The 19,092-nt window shown below is 45.0% G+C and carries 18 protein-coding genes; 15 read left to right on the top strand and 3 right to left on the bottom strand.

Translation table 11 applies throughout. From position 1 onward, the window contains the following. Nucleotides 1-182: 182 nt before the first annotated feature. From DR864_RS15770 to DR864_RS15750, 5 genes are all read left to right on the top strand, one after another. Entirely contained in the window at nt 183-800 is a 618-nt protein-coding gene (locus tag DR864_RS15770) for an RNA polymerase sigma factor (RefSeq protein ID WP_114070308.1), read from the top strand. Nucleotides 801-807: 7 nt separating this feature from the next. Next, nucleotides 808-1,500 (top strand): anti-sigma factor, encoded by a 693-nt coding sequence (locus DR864_RS15765; protein WP_114067884.1) that lies wholly within the window; start codon nt 808-810, stop codon nt 1,498-1,500. A 101-nt stretch (nt 1,501-1,601) separates the two neighbouring features. Beyond that, the gene (locus DR864_RS15760; protein WP_114067883.1) at nt 1,602-2,900 is read left to right on the top strand and encodes a S8 family serine peptidase; all 1,299 of its coding nucleotides are present in this window, start codon (nt 1,602-1,604) and stop codon (nt 2,898-2,900) included. A 57-nt stretch (nt 2,901-2,957) separates the two neighbouring features. Further along, nucleotides 2,958-5,693 carry a CHAT domain-containing protein gene (locus DR864_RS15755; RefSeq protein WP_162793866.1) on the top strand — a complete coding sequence of 912 codons (2,736 nt, stop codon included), beginning with the start codon at nt 2,958-2,960 and terminating at the stop codon, nt 5,691-5,693. A gap of 44 nt (nt 5,694-5,737) precedes the next feature. Next, complete coding sequence (locus DR864_RS15750; RefSeq protein ID WP_114070307.1) at nt 5,738-7,228, top strand: DUF1501 domain-containing protein; 1,491 nt, start codon at nt 5,738-5,740, stop codon at nt 7,226-7,228. 110 nt (nt 7,229-7,338) lie between these two features. On the opposite strand, the gene DR864_RS15745 is transcribed toward DR864_RS15750, so the two are convergent. After that, nucleotides 7,339-8,703: a M28 family peptidase gene (locus tag DR864_RS15745; protein WP_229599398.1), complete on the bottom strand. Its 1,365-nt coding sequence runs from the start codon at nt 8,701-8,703 to the stop codon at nt 7,339-7,341. 142 nt (nt 8,704-8,845) lie between these two features. Between DR864_RS15745 and DR864_RS15740 the strand changes: the two genes are divergently transcribed. Continuing rightward, a complete protein-coding gene (locus DR864_RS15740) occupies nt 8,846-9,076 on the top strand; it encodes a hypothetical protein (protein WP_114067880.1) in 231 nt (76 codons plus the stop codon). Beyond that, a complete protein-coding gene (locus tag DR864_RS15735) occupies nt 9,073-9,495 on the top strand; it encodes a PIN domain-containing protein (protein ID WP_114067879.1) in 423 nt (140 codons plus the stop codon). The genes DR864_RS15740 and DR864_RS15735 overlap by 4 nt, the downstream gene beginning before the upstream one ends. Nucleotides 9,496-9,564: 69 nt before the next feature. On the opposite strand, the gene DR864_RS15730 is transcribed toward DR864_RS15735, so the two are convergent. Then, nucleotides 9,565-11,283, bottom strand: a complete 1,719-nt coding sequence (locus DR864_RS15730) for a M3 family oligoendopeptidase (RefSeq protein ID WP_114067878.1) — start codon at nt 11,281-11,283, stop codon at nt 9,565-9,567. 156 nt (nt 11,284-11,439) lie between these two features. Here DR864_RS15730 and DR864_RS15725 point away from each other — a divergent pair, with 156 nt between their 5' ends. The 3 genes from DR864_RS15725 to DR864_RS15715 all read left to right on the top strand — a co-directional run bounded on the left by DR864_RS15725 (nt 11,440) and on the right by DR864_RS15715 (nt 13,575). Then, entirely contained in the window at nt 11,440-11,883 is a 444-nt protein-coding gene (locus DR864_RS15725) for a sterol desaturase family protein (protein ID WP_114067877.1), read from the top strand. A 105-nt stretch (nt 11,884-11,988) separates the two neighbouring features. After that, complete coding sequence (locus tag DR864_RS15720; RefSeq protein ID WP_229599397.1) at nt 11,989-12,747, top strand: ThuA domain-containing protein; 759 nt, start codon at nt 11,989-11,991, stop codon at nt 12,745-12,747. A gap of 168 nt (nt 12,748-12,915) precedes the next feature. After that, a complete protein-coding gene (locus tag DR864_RS15715) occupies nt 12,916-13,575 on the top strand; it encodes a porin family protein (RefSeq protein WP_162793864.1) in 660 nt (219 codons plus the stop codon). Between the two features lie 110 nt (nt 13,576-13,685). Here the strand turns inward: DR864_RS15715 and DR864_RS29850 are convergent, their stop codons facing one another. Continuing rightward, nucleotides 13,686-13,940: a hypothetical protein gene (locus DR864_RS29850; RefSeq protein ID WP_162793862.1), complete on the bottom strand. Its 255-nt coding sequence runs from the start codon at nt 13,938-13,940 to the stop codon at nt 13,686-13,688. Nucleotides 13,941-14,087: 147 nt separating this feature from the next. On the opposite strand from DR864_RS29850, the gene DR864_RS15710 reads away from it, so the two are divergent. From DR864_RS15710 to DR864_RS15690, 5 genes are all read left to right on the top strand, one after another. Next, nucleotides 14,088-15,281, top strand: coding sequence for an AI-2E family transporter (locus DR864_RS15710; RefSeq protein WP_114067874.1), 1,194 nt, complete (start codon nt 14,088-14,090; stop codon nt 15,279-15,281). Nucleotides 15,282-15,409: 128 nt separating this feature from the next. Then, nucleotides 15,410-17,224, top strand: a complete 1,815-nt coding sequence (locus DR864_RS15705; RefSeq protein WP_114067873.1) for an alpha-amylase family glycosyl hydrolase — start codon at nt 15,410-15,412, stop codon at nt 17,222-17,224. A 35-nt stretch (nt 17,225-17,259) separates the two neighbouring features. Then, nucleotides 17,260-17,718, top strand: coding sequence for a serine--tRNA ligase (locus tag DR864_RS15700; protein ID WP_114070306.1), 459 nt, complete (start codon nt 17,260-17,262; stop codon nt 17,716-17,718). 135 nt (nt 17,719-17,853) lie between these two features. Continuing rightward, entirely contained in the window at nt 17,854-18,219 is a 366-nt protein-coding gene (locus DR864_RS15695) for a hypothetical protein (RefSeq protein WP_162793860.1), read from the top strand. Nucleotides 18,220-18,294: 75 nt separating this feature from the next. Continuing rightward, nucleotides 18,295-19,089 carry a transglutaminase-like domain-containing protein gene (locus tag DR864_RS15690; RefSeq protein ID WP_114067870.1) on the top strand — a complete coding sequence of 265 codons (795 nt, stop codon included), beginning with the start codon at nt 18,295-18,297 and terminating at the stop codon, nt 19,087-19,089. The last annotated feature ends 3 nt before the right edge of the window (nt 19,090-19,092 follow it).

Here is a 19,092-nt window from a genome sequence, read left to right as displayed (position 1 = left end):
GTCAGCACGCAAGCGATTGCTTGATGTTGCGGCTTTACATGTATTTAAATTGTTTTATCTCTTAGTCGCAACAGTCTGAAAAACACGAACATATTTTTTTGATTATTTTTCAAAAACCCGCGAAACGAGCAAAAAAAGGCCCTATAAATTTGTTTTTAGCCAAGAAATACCCGTACTTTCTTATGGATTTTCACTCAACCCTGCTCCTCGTGACTATCTTCGGTACCCAACTTTCTGATCAAGATATAGTGGCTGGTATCCGTACGGGCGGAAACCCACGAAGGTATTTTGAAAACAAACTCTACGATAAGTACCGTTATTTGATTCGCAGCGGGAGCCGCAACCATAAAATCGAAGACGAAGATGCTTCAATGGCCTATTCCGACACGATTTTAACCACCATTGAGCATATCACTACGGGACGATTTGAAGGTCGTTCTGAATTGAAAACCTACATTCATCAAATTTTTTCGAATAAATGTGTTGATGTAATTCGCAAACGCACGACTAATACTATGCAGGCATTTCAGCGAGTATCCCTCGACGACCTGCTAATACCTGTGCCAGACTCCCAACGGACGGCCTTAGCCGATCTTATTCGGCAACAGGACCATCAGCGTATTCGACAATTGCTGGCGCGCATAGGAGAACGATGTCAGGAAATACTGACCCTGTGGAGTGAAGGTTTTTCGGACCATGAAATTGCCCTGCAATACCATTATAACACGGATGGGGTGGCGCAAACTACGCGGTTGCGATGTTTGGAAAAGTTGAGAGTCATGTACAAGGGAAGCCAATGATGAAACTATGTACGAAATCATAGACAATTATTTTGAGGGGCGGCTCTCAGCCACCGAGCGCGAGGCTTTCGAAAGAAAACTGGCGCAAGATAAGGCGCTGGCCGATGAGGTAGCTTTTTATCTCAGCACCAAAGCGGCCCTCAAAGAAGCTAACCTGCAAAAACGCCATGCCGAATGGACCCGACAGCGTTCCATTCGACCGTTGCGTTGGCAATGGGCTTCAGGGGTTGCGGCGGCTATGGTGTTATTGGTAGTTGTTTGGTATTTTATGACTCCTTCTAGTCTCACTCTTCAGGAATACGCAGAAGTCTATATTGAAGAGAACCTGACGAAGCTGAATATCCAAATGGATACCTCTAATGATAGCCTTCAAACAGCAATTGATTATTATAACCATCAAAAATACCAAGAAGCTTTACCCATCTTTAACCGATTGGCCGCCAGTATTACGAGCGCAAAAGCCTATGAGTATGAGGGTTTAACGCAACTTCATCTCAAAAACTACGATGCTGCCATTGCTATTTTTGAGCGGATGGCAGCCGACACTGAGCTGTTAGAAAACAGAGGTAAATTTTACGCGGCTCTGGCCCACCTCAAAAAAGGAGATACTGATACCGCCCACCGCCTCCTGGAAGAAGTAATTGCCAAAAATTTAGCAGGGAAAGCCCAAGCCGAGCAATGGCTCAATACCACTAAATAAGTACTAGGTGATAAATTTTGATTTTTCTTAAAAATTCACCAACATTATTGTTAGTGCAGTACCCGCTTTTGCGACTAATCCCTAAACCTCTTCCTACTGCTATGCGACTCTATCATTCTTTAATTGTATTGTTTCCAGCAATACTATTGGTTGGATGTGAAAAACCATGCTCCAATTCCAGTAATAATGACACAACGTCAGTCATCATTTACAAAGAAAGGATATCGCAGGCAGATATAGATTTGCTTAAATCGTTAGGGCTGAAGAAGACCTTAACCTGCCCCTGTGACTCTAACCTGCAACTTTGGGGTGATACAACAGATATTCCCATTTTTGGGCACGACGGTCTGGCAAATAATGGCGACAGCAAACCAGGCGGTGCAAGCGGCTCCAGAATTAGGGCAAACATACTGCCAACCCTGGGGTTTGAGGTTTCACCAGATTATATCGTACGAAGCCCAGATATTAACGATCATTCTATTAAAAATTTAATACTTTTCCCCGAAACTCTACCCGGAGGAGGTTTAATAGGAATAATGGATACAGGGGTTCATTCCAATAATTTTTGGAATAACGAAAATGACCCCAAGGCAAACGATGCCATAGACAATGATCGTAATGGTTTAATCAATGACTATCAAGGCTGGAATTTTGTGAATGGGACTAATGTAGTTACTAATGCAGATGAAGCTCATGGTACAATGGTAAATTACTTACTTGAACGTGAGCTCCGTGGTAAGAGTTATAAAATTGTGCCTATGGTCGTTTTAAATGAAAAAAAAGAAGGAAGATTGTTCAAGATGCTCTGTGCAATGGCGTATTCTACTAAGATTCCTGACCTGAAAACAATTAATGCCAGCTTAGGTTATTATGGCCCCAAAAGCGCTGTTTTAGAAACTTTTATTGGCAAACTTAAAGATAGAGGAATTATGTTGGTCGCTGCGGCAGGCAATGCACACCCTTCTGATTCCTGCGATAACTCTGGAAACCCGCGCGACCTAGATGTAAGAAAGTATAAATTTTATCCTGCTTCGCATTCCAAAGAGTTTAGCAACGTAATTTCAGCTACCACTGTTTACACTTTTCACGAAACCACGCGCATAGCTCCTGATCAGAACTTCTCCAAGCGATATGTAGATGTAGGAGTGATGGGAGATAAAGAAAAGTATTTTGAATTTAAAACGGACTCCTCTGGTCTTGACTTCGATTGGGGCTCATCCTACGCCACGCCGATTGCGGCCGCTTTTAGCTTTAGCGGGCAAACCCATCCATTGTCATTACCAAATCAGAAAGATATTATCCTTTCAACCACACCAGGTATTATACCTAACAGATATAAATTCAAAGCAGTAACTTATCCAATCAATGCCTCTATCAGAAGTGGTGTGCTTGTTAGGTGAGTGATTATGTGTGTTCTATTGGTAAGGCGGTACAGTGTATGTTTAGTTTCAAGAACCATGAAGAAAATTATTTTCTTTCTCGTTTTTATGGGCTTTGTCGGCAGCGTATCAGCGCAAAATGCTTCTATGGAAAAAGTAATTCAAGAAGTAGAAGCCACTACTGGTTTGGAAGACAAAGCCGCCATTCAGCTGCTTGAAAAAGCCCGGCTCGCTTGGGAAAAAGCCAAATGGCCCCAAGATTCATCGTATGCTAAAATCTTTCACTATTTAGGCCGTCGGCATCGCTCCTTGGGTTGGGATAAAAAAGACCAGAATCATGTTAAAAAAGCGATAGAATATACAGAAAAAGCGGTATTCATCAATTCGCAGAAGCGCCCTGACGTTAGTGAGGCCAACCTGGCCAATAGCCATCTGAACCTCGGCTTGTTGTATGAAAATGAACTTCTGCCGCAGGATATTGCAAAAGGGATGTGGCATTATGAGCGAAGTTTAATTATTGGCCAAAAATATCCGCAGAAATATAGCGTTGCCGCTGATGCTGGCAGCAATATGGCTAAAGTGCTCAATGTAACAGGGGATTATGAGCAAGCGTTAAAAGTAGCTTTTGTCGCAGAAAACCTAGCCCGAAAAAGTAATAATCCTGAAAAACGCTCAAGTTGTCTCGAAAAGAAATCTAATGCGTTGCGGGCCTTAGGCAGGTTGAATGAAGCAGAAACGGCCATGAAGGAAATTATTCAATTGGCAGAATCTTCTCCCAAACAAATCTACCATGGAAACGCATTGGCAAATCTTGCGGCACTTTATTACGAGAAAAAAGAGTACCGAAATATGGAGATTTACTTCGATAAATCTTTTGAAGTATTTCGTAAGGCGGATTTTAACTATGGTATGGCCATGGTTAAAACTAATTTAGGCTATTTAAAAAACGCCTTGAATGAATCGCAGGAAGCCGAAAAATTGTACATGGAAGGCTTGGTGCTTGCCGACACTCCTGCTATCAAAACGCGTCTTCTGGATAATTTAGCCATGCTTTATTACAAACAAAAAAAGTACAGTCAGGCTATTTCGTATTTACAACAGGCCATTCATACCTTCTTGCCCGCGTTTGCCGAGTATTCTAATATCAACAGTAATCCATCTCCCAAAACAATAAAATACTGCGCCGAAAAAAACTATCTGCTTGATTTGATAGAGAATAAAGGGAAGGTATGGTTGGCGCAATACAAACAGGCCCCAAATAAAGCATACTTAAGCAATGCTGAAAAAACGTTTTTGGTGGCTGACCAAATGATTGATTTGATGCGGTGGGAGCATAAAGGGACTCAATCAAAACTCTTTTGGCGGAACAAAACCCGCTCTATTTACGAAAACGCCATCGAAACCTGCTACCTGCTTAAAGATTACGAAAAAGCCTTTTACTTCTTTGAAAAAAGCCGCGCTGTATTGCTCAACGACAAACTCAACGAACTGGGGGCCAAGCAAATTCTTTCGGAAGCTGACCTCACCAAAGAGGCTCAATTGCAAGCCAAAATAGACGAACTTAGAAATAAATCAGAAGGAGGTAAAGCTGGCACTGACAAAACAGAAAGCGAGCTTTTGATGGCAGAAAATGCCCAAAGTGATTTTATCAAAAATCTCGAAAAGACCAATCCCGCTTACTATCGCTTTAAATACGATACGACAACGGTTAATTTAAAGCAGATACAACAGTATTTGAGGCCCAAAGGGAGTACGTTGATTGAGTATTTTGTGGCCGATAGCCTTACCTACGCAATCGTAGTCTCGCCTTCTTCAGTGAAGATTCAAACGCTCCGATTTGACCCCAATGATACTCAGACCTATCTTCGACTCTGCGCCAAAGATATTTCGACCAAGACCGAATTAAATGAGTTTTTGGCGGTGAGTAACAGATTATATCAAAGCCTGATTGCGCCGCTCAATGTCTCCAAGGGCCATGTGATTATTTCGTATGACGGGGCTTTTTTACCCTTTGAAGCATTGAGCCTGTCAGTATCTAAGCCGCTCTATTTGCTCAACGAATATGCTGTTTCTTATACGTATTCAGCACAGTTTTTGTTCAAAAATCAACCTGAGCCAAATTTCTGGCCTCAAAAATCATTTTTGGGCGTTGCTCCCGTGCAATTCTCACAAAAACTTAATATGTTATCTGGCTCTGCTGAATCCATCGAGCGCATCGGCGGGGCCTATCTGTGGAAAAATGAATTGGTTCATCAGAAAGCCACCAAAAATGCTTTTCTGAACCAAGCATCTGGGCACCGCATTGTGCAGGTATATACCCATGCTTTCGCCGACAGTACACAAACCGAACCGCATATTTATTTTGCTGACTCTGCGCTTAAAGTTTCCGATTTAGGAAATGCTTCCTTCAAAATCAATCTTTTGGTATTGTCGGCCTGCAAAACGGGCGTGGGCAAAGTAGCCAAAGGGGAGGGTGTATTGAGTTTAGCAAGAGGTTTTTCGATGGCGGGAATTCCTTCTACGATTACCACGCTTTGGAGTGTTGAAGATAAAAAGACTTATTTGCTGACGGAGTTGTTCTATACATTTTTGAACGAAGGACTCACCAAAGATGAAGCTTTGCAAAAGGCTAAATTTCAATATATCTCCACCTACCCCAACGCCGCTCCATCTGCTTGGGCAGGATTAGTATTGATTGGCGATGCCTCCGCTTTACCTTCCAATACATTTTGGTGGTGGGGATTGGGTGGATTGTTGATGCTAATTGTCCTTTGGGGAGTTTGGATGAAAGGCAATCTTTCCGTCAAGCATTAATCAAGATTTTGGGTAATTTTATCACGAAAGTTTCTTTTGCCTTTATGGAAAAACTACTCAAAGAACTTCAAGCCGCTGAGTTGGAGCGCCAAACGCGGCGGTATTTTCTGCAAACACTGGGTACGGGGATTGGCTCGTTGGGATTTGGTTCATTGCTAGGCAGTTGCGGTTATTTCGAGAAAGATAAGGTTGCATCGGCACCGCTTCAGTCGGCTGATGCCATGGGCGTGCGATTGCCGCAGTTTGCGCCCAAAGCCAAACAGGTAATTTACATTCACATGGCAGGCGCACCGTCGCAGTTGGAATTGTTTGACTATAAACCTGAACTCGAAAAATACCACGGCAAAGACTGTCCAGCGGAGTTTTTGGAGGGGAAAAAGTTTGCGTTCATCAAAGGCGTTCCCAAGATGTTGGGGCCGAAGGGCAAATTTGCCCAACACGGCCAATCCGGTGCGTGGATTTCGGATTATTTGCCGTATTTACAAACGGTGGCCGACGATGTTTCTTTCGTCAAAGCCATGTATACAGATCAATTTAACCACGCACCCGCGCAGTTGCTGATGCACACGGGAAGCGCCCGTTTGGGCCGACCGAGCATTGGCGCGTGGACGGTTTACGGACTGGGTTCGGAAAATAAGAACCTGCCTGGTTTTATCGTATTGGCCTCCGGCGGAAAACAGCCCGACGCAGGTAAATCCGTGTGGGGGAGTGGCTTCCTGCCAACAGTGTATCAAGGCGTTCAATGTCGCACGGGCGGCGACCCAGTTTTGTACGTTTCTGACCCGCAGGGCATGAACCGCGACATTCGGAAGCAGACCATTGAAGCCATCAACGAAATCAATAAACAAGCCTACGAAGAAGTCAAAGACCCCGAAATTCTGACGCGTATCAGTCAGTACGAAATGGCATTCCGGATGCAGATGTCGGTGCCGGAAGTGATGGATGTGAGCAAAGAGCCGAAATATATTTTGGACATGTATGGCGTAAAACCTGGTGAAGGTTCGTTTGCTATGAACTGTTTGTTGGCCCGAAAACTGGTCGAAAACGGCGTACGCTTTGTGCAGTTGTTTGATTGGGGATGGGATACCCACGGCACGAGTGAAGATGGCTCGGTGGAAATTGGCCTTCATAAAAAGTGCCAAGCCTCTGATCAAAGCGTGACGGCGTTGTTGAAAGACCTTAAAATGAGAGGTTTGCTGGATGAAACACTCGTGGTGTGGGGAGGAGAATTTGGCCGGACCCCCATGCAGGAAAACCGCGACGGACAGGTGCTGCCCTATTCCGGGCGAGACCATCACTTAGATGCGTTCACGGTTTGGATGGCGGGTGGAGGTGTCAAAAAAGGCTTTTCCATTGGCGAAACCGACCCGTTGGGCTATTATGGGGTTAAAGACCGTACGCACGTCCATGATTTACAGGCCACTATTCTGCATTTGATGGGCTTTAACCATGAAAAATTTACCTATCCTTTTCAAGGCCGTAACTTCCGTTTGACGGATGTGGCGGGGAAGGTCATCAAGCCGATTTTGGCTTAAAGCATTAGACTTGGAAAGTCTCCAAGACTTTCCAAGTCTGCATCGTTCGTGCTTTTTGGTGCTTTCGGATTCTCAAATCCGCAAAGCTTTTGGAAGTTCCCTCGGCATTTTTAAATCCCGTATTTGTCCAGCAAATAAATAATCGCCGCCATAGAGGCGGTGCCAAGATCCAATTCGCGTTTGTTGACATTCTCAAAATTGTCGTTGGCAGCGTGATGATAATCAAAATACCGTTGTGTATCAGGTTTGTATCCCAAAAGCACCGTGCCCGACTGCGCCAGCGGTCCAATGTCGGCCCCGCCGCCGCCCGGCCCGATTTCTTGCAAACCATACGGAGCCAACAGACTTTTCCATTCAGCTATTTTGGCCTTTTGTTCGGCTTTTCCCACAATGCCGAAGCCGCGAGGAGTAAAGCCTCCGTTGTCTGATTCTACAGCGGCAATGTGTTTTTCGTTGTTTTGCTTGGCTAAGTCGGCGTATTTCACCCCGCCGCGCAGGCCGTTTTCTTCGTTCATAAACATCACCGCCCGAATCGTGCGCTTGGGTGTATAGCCGATGGCTTTCAGAAGACGTAACACTTCAATGGATTGGACACAACCCGCGCCGTCGTCGTGGGCCCCTTCAGCCAAATCCCATGAGTCCAAATGCCCACCTACGACGATGATTTCTTCGGGTTTTTCACGGCCTTTCAGTTCGCCTACTACATTGTGTGAGTCGGCATCGGGGAGTGTTTCGCAGTTTTGACGAAAATAAAACGTGAGGCTCGGATTTTCTTTCAGCTTCTCACTCAGTAAATTGGCGGCGTTGGTGCTGATGGCTGCGGTCGGAATGAGTGGCACACCTGTAGCATAGCGCATGCTGCCCGAGTGCGGAACGTCGTCCTGTAAGGTAGTGACCGAACGTACAATGGCACCCACGGCCCCAAGGTTGCCGGCTTCGGTGGCCCCGTTGGCACGTTGCTCTACGGCCCCGCCGTAGGCTTCAAAGGTGTTGAGCTTGGTGGGATCCATGGGACGGTTGAAAAAGACGATTTTGCCTTTTACTTTGTCTTTGCCCAAGTCACGCAATTGCTGAAAGCTTTTTACTTCGATCACTTCGGCCTCCACGCCTTTGGGAGCGGTAGCGACCGAGCCCCCCAAGGCCGCAATAGGAACTTTGATTTTTTGCTTACCGACTTTGATGTACGCTTCTTCTTTGGCCCCGCGCACCCAATGCGGCACTTTGACATCCTGCAAAAACACGCGGTCAAAGGCCTGTTTTTGCATCAATTCTTTGGTGTAGGTAACGGCTTTTTGTGCCCCGACGGAGCCGCTGAGGCGCGGACCGACCTGTTTACAGAGATACCGCAGCCATTCGTAGGCCTGTCCGTTGGTGAGTACTTCGTTGTAGATTTTGCGAATCATGATGGAATCTTCGCGGGTCTGAGAAAAAGCGGTTGTGCTGATGAAGAGGAGGAGGAAGATCGATTTTTTCAAAGGTGTTGAAGGTTTATGGTTGGAGAATCGAATGCGTACAAAAATAGGGCTTTGTTTCCTAACTTTCCCATGCATAGGCGCGTTAAAAAGCCCGGAACAGGATTTGAAAGAAAAATGTTACATTTGAAAAAAAGGAAATGAGATGACACAAGTTACCTTAAAGATCGATGACGCTTTCATTGAGAGTCTTGGAAAAGAGCAAATTGAAAAATTATTGCAGGAATGGTTAATGCAATACAAGAAGCGTTTGGAGTTGCAGGAAGCGGCTGATGAACTTTCATCCATTGATCTTGTTAACGACCCGCAGTGGCAGACCGCGAGGTTGCTGGCTTGGGAAACTTATAAACATAACTATGAGAATTTGGCGTTATGAGAGATGCAGTCGTTGACGCCAATGTATTGATGTCTATGTTGATCAGTGGAAAAGCTATCTATAAAACACTGCTTTCAGACTATACTTTTTTCAGCAGTGATTTTGCTTTTATTGAAATTGAGAAATACCAACGTATCATTAGGCAAAAGTCAAGGTTAGAAACAGACAGCTTTCAGCGATTTTCGTATTTTGTGTTTACTCATGTACATTTTATGCCCGGTTATTTAATTGATAATGATGCAAATAACAAAGCGTTTCAACTTGTCCATGATATTGATATCAAAGATATTTCTTATGTGGCTTTAGCTTTACAGCTTGATATTCCATTGCTTACCCGTGATGCTCCGCTTTATGCAGGATTGCGCAAAAAAGGGTTTCGTAAAGTAGAAATGTTTGACGTTTTTTTACGTAATGCCTGAGAAGGCAGTTCAGGTATAGCCTGTGAGAATTTTCTTAGAACTTTCTCACAGGCATAAGAACTCTTACCCCTACAACCCTTCCAATTCTCCCTTTACAAAATTCATCAACTCCGTAATGTATTCTTTTGAGAAATCGAACGGAATATCGGCGGCGGCGTAGATGGCGCTGATAGGGGCCGTGTAGCCGAGTTTGAGGGCGTTGAGGTAGCCTTGCAGTCCTTTTTGCGGGTTTTGCTTATAATTCCGCCATACACCGATGGCCCCCAGCTGCGCCATGCCGTATTCGATGTAATAAAACGGTACTTCGTAAATGTGCAGCTGCTTCTGCCAAATGTATTTTTTGAACTCCTCAAAACTGCTCCAATCGGTGATGGAATCACTGAACTGCTCGTAGATTTGAAGCCACATCGTTTGGCGCTCTTCGATACTGTGTGCAGGGTTTTCGTAAAGCCAATGCTGAAATTTATCGATCGTAGCGACCCACGGCAGCGTTTCAATGATGGATTCCAAATGCTGGATCTTGGCCCGGCGCAGGTCTTCTTCGTTGTCAAAAAACACGTTCCAATAATCCATCGTCAACAATTCCATGCTCATCGAAGCCAGCTCGGCCACTTCGGCGGGTGGGTTTTTGAAGGAGTTGAGCAGCAAATCACGCGTGACGAAATTGTGGACGGCGTGGCCGCCTTCATGCAGCAGCGTGACCAAATCGCGGAGGTTGGAGGTGGCGTTCATGAAGATAAACGGCACACCGATTTCTTCCAGCGGATAGTTATAGCCACCCGGCGCTTTGCCCTTGCGCGATTCGAGGTCGAGATGGCCCATGGCTTTCATTACGCGCAGGTAATCGCCCAACTCGGGGTCAAGAAGGGTAAAACAGGTGATGGTTTTTTCCAATAATTCTTCCCCCGTGCTAAAAGGCTTGAGCGGTGGGCGGTTTTGTGGGTCTACCTTAAAATCCCACGGACGAAGGCTGTCGAGTTGGAGGGCTTCTTTGCGCTCGGCGGCCATGTCGTTGAGCATGGGTACCACAGCCTCGGCCACTGATTCGTGGAAGTTGAAGCAGTCTTGAGGCGTATAATCAAAGCGGCCCAATGCAGCGAACATATAGTCGCGGAAATTGGCAAAACCTGCATTGACGGCCAATTGATGGCGTAAATCGCGTAGTGTATTTAGTAGCTCATCCAATTGGTCTTTGCTCTCAAATCGACGCACCTGAAGTTTGTTCCAGACCATTTCGCGCAGGGCGCGGTCGGTGGATTGGAGGTAATCGGAGGCTTTTTGAAGGGTTACTTCCTCGCCGTCGATGTTGACGGTCATGGCCCCGACGATGGCCCCGTATTTGGCCTGTTCGGTCTGGATTTGGGTTTGGATCGGGATGTTTTCTTCGCGAAATATCTCGATGGCTTTTTTCATACTTCGTAACGTAATGTCAAAGCCGCTGTCTTTCAATTCGCCCCAATACGGGTTTTCCAGCGCTTTTTTGTCCAACTCGTTTCCGTAAGCGGAAAGGTGGGGCTGGAAGTTTTCCACAAAATCGTTGAATTCCTTCTGATACTGTTCGCTGCCCGTGTCGCAGGTCATGCGGATATAACGCCACGCAAAGTTTTCGGAAAGGTAAGATTCCAATTCGCTTTTGTCCAGAAACCACTGGCGCAGGTCATTTACAGAATGAATTGCGCGTTTTTTAAGATTTTCGTAAAACGGTTGCAGTTGCTCCCACGTTGTTAATTCAAATTCTTCGCCCAAAAAAGTACGTGCGGGACGTTGAGGGATGGTTATTGCTGACATAAAGCTAATTTTGCAATGTTTTGGTTTTGTTCACTAACAAAGGAAGCCAAAAAATGGTTTTATCAACAAAGAATGTCAAACAAGTAATTGGCCGTAGGTAAAGGCCGTTGAAGAGTTGTTTGTAAACCACTGTTTATCAGTATACTACTAGTCGTTATGTTTCTAAATATTCTTCTTGTTCTCGGAACGTTTGTTTTTATGGAGGGCTTTGCGTGGTTTGCGCACAAGTACATCATGCACGGCCTGATGTGGAATTGGCACGAATCGCACCATGTGCATCACAAAGGATGGTGGGAAACCAACGACTTGTTTGGGATTATTTTTGGAGTTGCAGCCACGGCCCTGATTGTGGTTGGTTCTGAAATAGAATCCCTGCGTTGGTTGATGTACGTGGGCTTTGGTATTACGCTTTATGGTATTTCTTACTTTATTTTCCATGACGTGATTGTGCATCGTCGGGTTAAAATCAAGTTTAAAACCAAAAATCGGTATCTAAATCGCATCATTCGGGCGCATTATGTGCACCATAAAGTGCATGAGCGCGACGGTGCCGAAGCCTTTGGGTTTTTGTATGCGCCCAAAAAATACGAAAAACCGTAGGGGAGAGGCCGAATCATAGAACCGTTTATCTCCGCCCTTTTTCTTTAAAAGTCAAATAGTAGTTTTGTAGAGGGCTTTTCTTTTATCTGAAAATACTGGACAATTATGAGAAATACGTTTTATCTCTGCGCGTTACTTTTTGCGCTTTCAATCAGTTCTTTTGGGCAAAAAAAGAAGAAGTCAGCGGCTACAAAGGATGCGATTTTGGTTTTTTCCAAAACAAAAGGCTACCGTCATGCCTCCATTCCGAAGGGAAGAGAAGCCTTAGTGCTAATGGGCCAGCAGAACAAATTTGCGGTAGATACCACCGAAGATGCCTCTGTTTTTACGCTTGAAAATCTAAAAAAATACAAAGCAGTTGTGTTTTTGAGCACAACGGGTAATATCTTGGACGACACGCAACAGGCGGCTTTTGAGCAATACATTCGCGGTGGCGGCGGTTTTGTGGGTATCCACGCGGCGGCCGATACCGAATATGACTGGCCTTGGTATAATCAATTGGTGGGTGCTTATTTCTTGAGCCACCCCAAGCAGCAAAATGTGGATGTGGTAGTTCACGACCATACGCACCCTTCTACCGTGATGCTACCCGACCGTTGGAAGCGTTTTGACGAACTTTACAGTTATAAAAAGATAATATTAGGTATCAAAGTCTTAGCTACGCTCGATGAAAGTACGTACCAGGGAGGGGCCAATGGCGTAAACCACCCGTTTATATGGTACCGTGAGTTTGATGGAGGCCGTTCTTTCTATACAGGAGGAGGCCATACAGATGAGTCGTATGTTGAACCCTTATTTGTGCAACATTTGCTGGGGGGAATAGAGTATGCGATGGGTCGTAAATCCGCAAAGAAACCGATGTAAGGGGTTACGTTGGTAATTTAGTACAATCACGCGCAGTCGGTTCTTTTATTTTAAAGAGCCGGCTGCGTTTTTTTATGCGCTTTTTTGAGGAGAGAATTCCCCAGTTTAATGTCTTATACGCGTTGGAATGCGTTTTTTACGTTGAATGGAAACAAAATAGTAAAAATCATGAAAACGAATGTATTACTGCTGGCATTACTCTTGGTACAGGGGGTATCTTGGGCGCAGGATGGAACAAAATTTTTCAGTTTGGGCCTTCGGGCAGGGGCGAATCTTTCGCAAGTGAGAGGTAATGATTTATCACTTGGAAATAACGCCAGCACTTGGCAATTGAGTGATAAAAGTAACCGCGTATGGGGAGCTACGGGCGGGATTTTTATGCGGATTGGCCGTACTTTTTATGTACAACCCGAAATTATGTTTTCTCAAAAAGGAGGACAATTTAGCCTGTACGATGGCTCTGCTACCACTACCAAGAGTTTTAAAATGTCCAACATAGATTTTCCGTTGATGTTTGGGGTCAAAATCGCGCGTTTTTTGCGTATCAATGCGGGCCCAGTAGCGGCGTTTAATATCGGCAACAGTGGAAATTTAGAAGATGCTTTTAATGATTATACCAACGAGGATACATTTGATGACGCTTTCCGTCGTGCATCATTGGGGTATCAGGCAGGGATTGGAATTGACGTTGGTAAGTTGAATTTTGACCTGCGCTACGAGGGAAATTTAACGGATGTCGTTAAGCTTAAATTGGATAATCCGCAGGCACAGGCGCAATTTGAGCGCAAACTCAATCTCTTGCAAGCCACCATTGGATTTGCTTTTTAGATGACATAGTTAATGCCTGACGGCTTAAACAAAAGAAGGGTTAAAGGGGATGAAAGCAAGAAGCTGCTTCGGCCCTTTAACCCTTCTTTTATACTATCTCCCTGAAAAGGTTATTTCTCAAAAACTTCTTTTTGCCCGTTTACCACTTCGTCGGGCTTGTTTAGGATTTCTTCTTGCCCGTTTATCTCGTGTTTTTGCGGATTTGGATTTGTTTGTTTGTCTGGGTCTATTTCTGGCAAAACCGAGGGAATAGGTACCTCCGGCTGGTGTATTTCTGGTTGGGCTGGATGTGGCTTAATCTCTGGCGACGGGTGCGGAGGTGCAGGTGGCGGTGTGGGCTCTTGCCCTGGAGCTGGTGTTTGCATGATTTTCGTGTTTATTTTAGTGATATGAATGTGTAGAAAAATCAAAAACCCATGCCAGTCTTTTTGGGGAACATTTACCTCAAATTCGTTTTTTCTCGCTTTGGAATGGGAATTTTATTGAGAGGGTAATCAAAACAGTGAATAGCTATGCCTCCAATTCCTCAAAATTTTCAGTTGCCGTACGTGGCCCGGTTGGCCTTTGCACTTATCAGTATTACGATACTGGTTTATTGGATGTATATTTTAGATTCGATCATAACGCTACTTTTATTCTCCGTTATTATTTCGATTGCCCTGTATCCACTCACGGCTTGGCTCGAACGAAAGGGCTTTCCAAGGATGCTGGCCATTACGATTTCCATCTTGGCGTTTTCATTGGTTGCGGCGGGTATTGCCACTTTATTGGTGTATCAAGTCACGGATTTTACGACGATGCTTCCGCAATTGATTCAAAAAATAAATGCCTCTCTCAACAAACTGCAACTTTGGGCTTACGATAGGTTCAACATTCCACCAAGTCGTCAGTTGAAAGAAGTTCAAAAGTACTATCAAAATATGGCCGAAGGAGGCGGTGCGCTAGTAGGTACTGCCGTCACTACAACTACTTCTATGCTGGGCAATCTGTCGATTTTGCCCGTTTACATATTTTTTCTGCTGTATTATCGGGATATGTTTCGCCAGTTTTTTTGTAAAGTGTTTGTTTCTGCCAAAAAAACGCAAGTGCATGAAGTGTTGGACAAAATCTACGAAGTGGTCCACAGCTACTTATCAGGCCTATTTATTGTGACGCTTATCGTAGGTACCCTCAATTCGGTTGGGTTGTTGATATTGGGGATTCCTTCGGCAATATTCTTTGGTTTTTTGGCGGCAATGTTGCTGATTATCCCTTACATAGGTATTTTAATTGGTTCTATTCTGCCCATTGTCGTGGCGTTAGTTACCAAGGATTCGCCCATGTATGCGTTGGGTGTGGCGGGTATTTTCTTTTTTGTACAAATGCTCGAAGGAAACGTCATTACCCCCTATATTGTGGGTTCAAAGATAAGTGTAAACCCTCTAATTGCCATCGTTGGCTTGTTTTTAGGCGGTTCTCTATGGGGCATTGCTGGGCTGGCTTTGGCGTTGCCACTTACGGCCATCATTAAGGTGATATTTGATGCAGTGGATTATTTAAAACCGTATGGATATTTGATGGGAGAGCCAGAAATCTCGAAGGAACGCGCCGTAAAAAGTAGGAAAGTGCAACAAATCGAACGCGAAGTTGTGGATACTATTAATGATACAACCAACGAAGTAAAGTCACTTTTTAAGAAAAAACGCGCTGGGAAATCGACCGTTTAGTGAGAGTGGGGAAATTTTTCCCCGTTCTTTATGTACTTTCCCCACTTTCAGAAGGGAACTTATTTTGGCATGAATTTTTAGATTTCAGGGTGTAATTATCAGAACCTAATGTTTAATACTACACAACCATGGAAATCGAATCTGTAGCAAAGTATCCTAAAAGCGAAGTCGCCGGTATGGGGGCAATTGCCACGGAAAAAGGAGTTTCGTTTAGGGTTTGGGCGCCCAATGCCAAAAAAGTATTTGTCATGGGAGACTTCAATGACTGGAACCAAAGTGCCATTCCGCTGGCGCGGGAAGAAAACGGCTATTGGTCAGTAGAAGTACCCGAAGCAACCACTGGACAGCAATATAAGTATGTGTTGAAAACGAAGACTGGAGAATTGATAAAAAATGACCCTTATGCCAGGGAATTGACCAATTCAATCGGTAATAGCATCATTCATGACCCTGCTTTTGACTGGGAAGAGGAAGATTTTCGTCTTCCTGATTGGAATGAGATGGTGATCTACGAACTCCACGTCGGTACCTTTAACGTCAAGGAAGAAGGAAAGCCTGGAGATTTTTACGGGGTCATCGAACGCCTCGATTATTTTAAAGCGCTGGGCGTTAATGCCATCGAAATTATGCCCGTGGCAGAGTTTCCCGGGGGGCATTCGTGGGGTTATAATCCAGCCCATCCGTTTGCGGTTGAATCAGAATACGGCGGCCCAACAGGCCTGAAAGCGCTGGTTAAGGCCGCTCATGCCGCTGGAATCGCGGTGATACTTGACGTGGTTTATAACCATTTTGGCCCGACCGATATGGACTTGTGGCAGTTTGACGGCTGGCAGGAAAATGGGATGGGTGGTATTTATTTTTACAACGACTGGCGCGCCAAAACCCCGTGGGGAGATACACGACCCGATTATGGCCGTCCGGAAGTGCGCCAATACATTCGGGATAATGCCTTAATGTGGCTAGAAGATTACCACATTGATGGATTACGAATGGACATGGTGCCTTACATTAGGAACGTAAACGCCGATGAAAACCCTGCCAACGATTTGCAAGATGGATATAGTCTGATTCAGTGGATTAATTCAGAAATTCACAGTCGTTTTCCAGGCCGTTTTACCGTAGCGGAAGATCTCCATTGTCTGGATTTTGTTACTGCCCCCGTCGAACACGGCGGATTGGGCTACAGTAGTCAGTGGGACGGCGGGTTTGTACACCCGATTCGGAAAGTAATTATTGATATGCACGATGAATCCCGTGACATGAATGCGGTGGCGGCTTCTATAATGCATAGGTACAACAATGACGCATTTCAACGGGTGATTTATACCGAGTCGCACGATGAAGTATCCAACGGGCAGGCCCGGGTGGTGCAGGAAATAGCTGGCCAAGACGATGTCAACACGTGGTACGCCAAAAAACGCGCCACACTCGGAGTGGCACTCATGATGACCGCTCCTGGAATCCCGATGTTGTTTCAGGGGCAGACAATTTTGGCTAATCGCTGGTTTGACGACCAAGACCCACTTGATTGGAATCGTTTTTCAGCATTCAAAGGGATTACAAAATTGCACCGCGACCTGATTCATTTGCGGCTCAATAAGGGGGGCTTTACGAGGGGCCTTTCGGGACAACATGTAGAGGTGTTACAAATGGATAACGACCGTAAACTGATTGCTTTCCAGCGTTGGAAAGACGGTGGGGTGGGAGATACTACGGTGGTAGTGATGAACTACTCGCATCAGGCCATCGACAATTATTCCTTAACGTTTCCCGAAGAGGGAGTCTGGAAAATCAGATTCAATAGCGATTGGGAGGGTTATGACACTGACTTTGAAAATTATTTCAGCTTCGATACCGAAGCCGTCGGCCATCGGGAAAACGCTTTATTTGTGGCGAATGTATCCATTGGGCCGTATAGTACGATTATTTATTCAAAAGAATAATGCATGTTTCATTTAAACCAACCAAACAAAAAATTATGAAAAGGGTAAAAACACTTACAATATCAATGATGGTTTCTGGGGTACTGATGATGGCTAGTTGCTCGCGCGACGATAAGCGCGAAGCCGCTGATAGCGTACAAGATGCTCAGGAGAAAGTAGAAAACACGGCTGATAACGTAGCTGAAGATGTTAAAGAAGCAGGCAATGAAACGGCCGCCGAAATAGAAGCCGAACGCAAGGAAATCTCGGCAAAAATAGAAGAACGAAAAGTGGCTCTTAAAAATGAAATGGACCGAATTGACGGAAAAATCAAGACGACTTCGGCCAAAGAAAAAGAAAAATGGCAGGCGCGCCGAGACGACTTAAAAGAAGATATGAACGAATTGGATGCGCAATTGGCGGAAGTGAAAAAAGACGTAAAACGCGACTGGAAACAGTTTAAGCGGGATGTGAACGCCAAAATTGATAAGATTCAGGAAGACATCGAAAAGTAAAAGTAATGCATATATATCAAACGCCAAGCTGTGACACTCACGGCTTGGCGGTATTTAATGCAAAATACTCAATGTTGAGTACATAAATATTAAAATCGAAAGCGGAGAATGGAAAGCGTGAAAGAGTCGATAAAGATGCAGTTTAGAAAACTTTGGTCGCTGTACCTGTGCCGCCGGCACTTGTGCAAGCAGCTAGAAAAGGAGGTGTTGTCTGATGACAAGCAGGCGTTTGTCCGACATTTTTATAATGAAACCGATCTTTTTTTGAAGGAAGTGAGCCGGTTTGACTGGGTAAGGGGCCATATGTGTTTGCCAATTGTCAAGGATTGTAAAAGTTTGCACGATACCGATAGACAACTGCTCAAGACCTATACGGGCTTACAAGCAGATGCCTCATGGGAGCTGGAATATCCAGAATTGGCCCGTTTTTTACTGCGTAATCTGGGCCGGGTAAGGGCTTCACTTCGATTATTGCGTTATTTGAACCCATCAGCATTGTAAACAAAACGATACTCAACATTTTGCATTACCTTTATCTTCGCTAAATTTTATTCATTTTACGCATCACCCACCGTCATGAAACTCAAAGGAAAAAGTGTGTTTAAATACACTGTGAATAATCCTACGCCCGTACAAATGCTACTGCGCTCAAGGCGGCAGGAGGGGCAATCAATCATCAAAGAAGAATTCAGCATTGACCCTGTTATACCGTTTGTAGAATTTATTGATCAGTTCGGCAATCAGTGCCAACGAGCAGTTTTGCCCGTTGGGGAGGTCACCATCACCATGGAAGCGGAAGCGCTCGTAGAGCCGGGTTTGGTTCCGCCGCAACCGTTGCCCGCGTATGTACCCGTAGAAGAACTTCCTGATGAAGTTATGATGTTTTTACTGCCCAGCCGTTATTGCCAATCAGATTTGTACGAAATCAACAATTTAGCCTTTGAAATTGTGGGAAATCTTGACCCCGGCTACGCGCAGGTAGAAGCCATTAGAAACTGGATTCACCAAAACATTAGCTACCAATACAACACCTCTAGCTCCGTGACTACCGCCTTGGATACTATTTATCAGCGCGTGGGCGTGTGCCGTGATTTTACCCATCTGGGCCTTGCCCTGACCCGTAGTCTTTCGATTCCCGCACGTATGACAGTGGGGTATTTGGACAAGCTGGAATACATGGATTTACACGCGTGGTTTGATGCCTTTGTGGGCGGAAAATGGTACACGTTTGATGCAGTGCAGGCCCAAACGCACGGAAGCAGAATTGTGATAGGATACGGTCGCGATGCGGCTGATGTGGCGATGATTACGCAGTTTGGAAATGCGCAACTTCAATCTCTGGAAGTGACAACGGAAGAAATAACGGACTGAAGA

Origin of the sequence: Runella rosea, from assembly GCF_003325355.1 — a bacterium.
GTDB classification, from domain to species: Bacteria; Bacteroidota; Bacteroidia; order Cytophagales; family Spirosomataceae; genus Runella; species Runella rosea.
The sequence above is the reverse complement of the archived record's forward strand: the minus strand, read 5'-3'. Positions and strand labels throughout refer to the sequence as shown.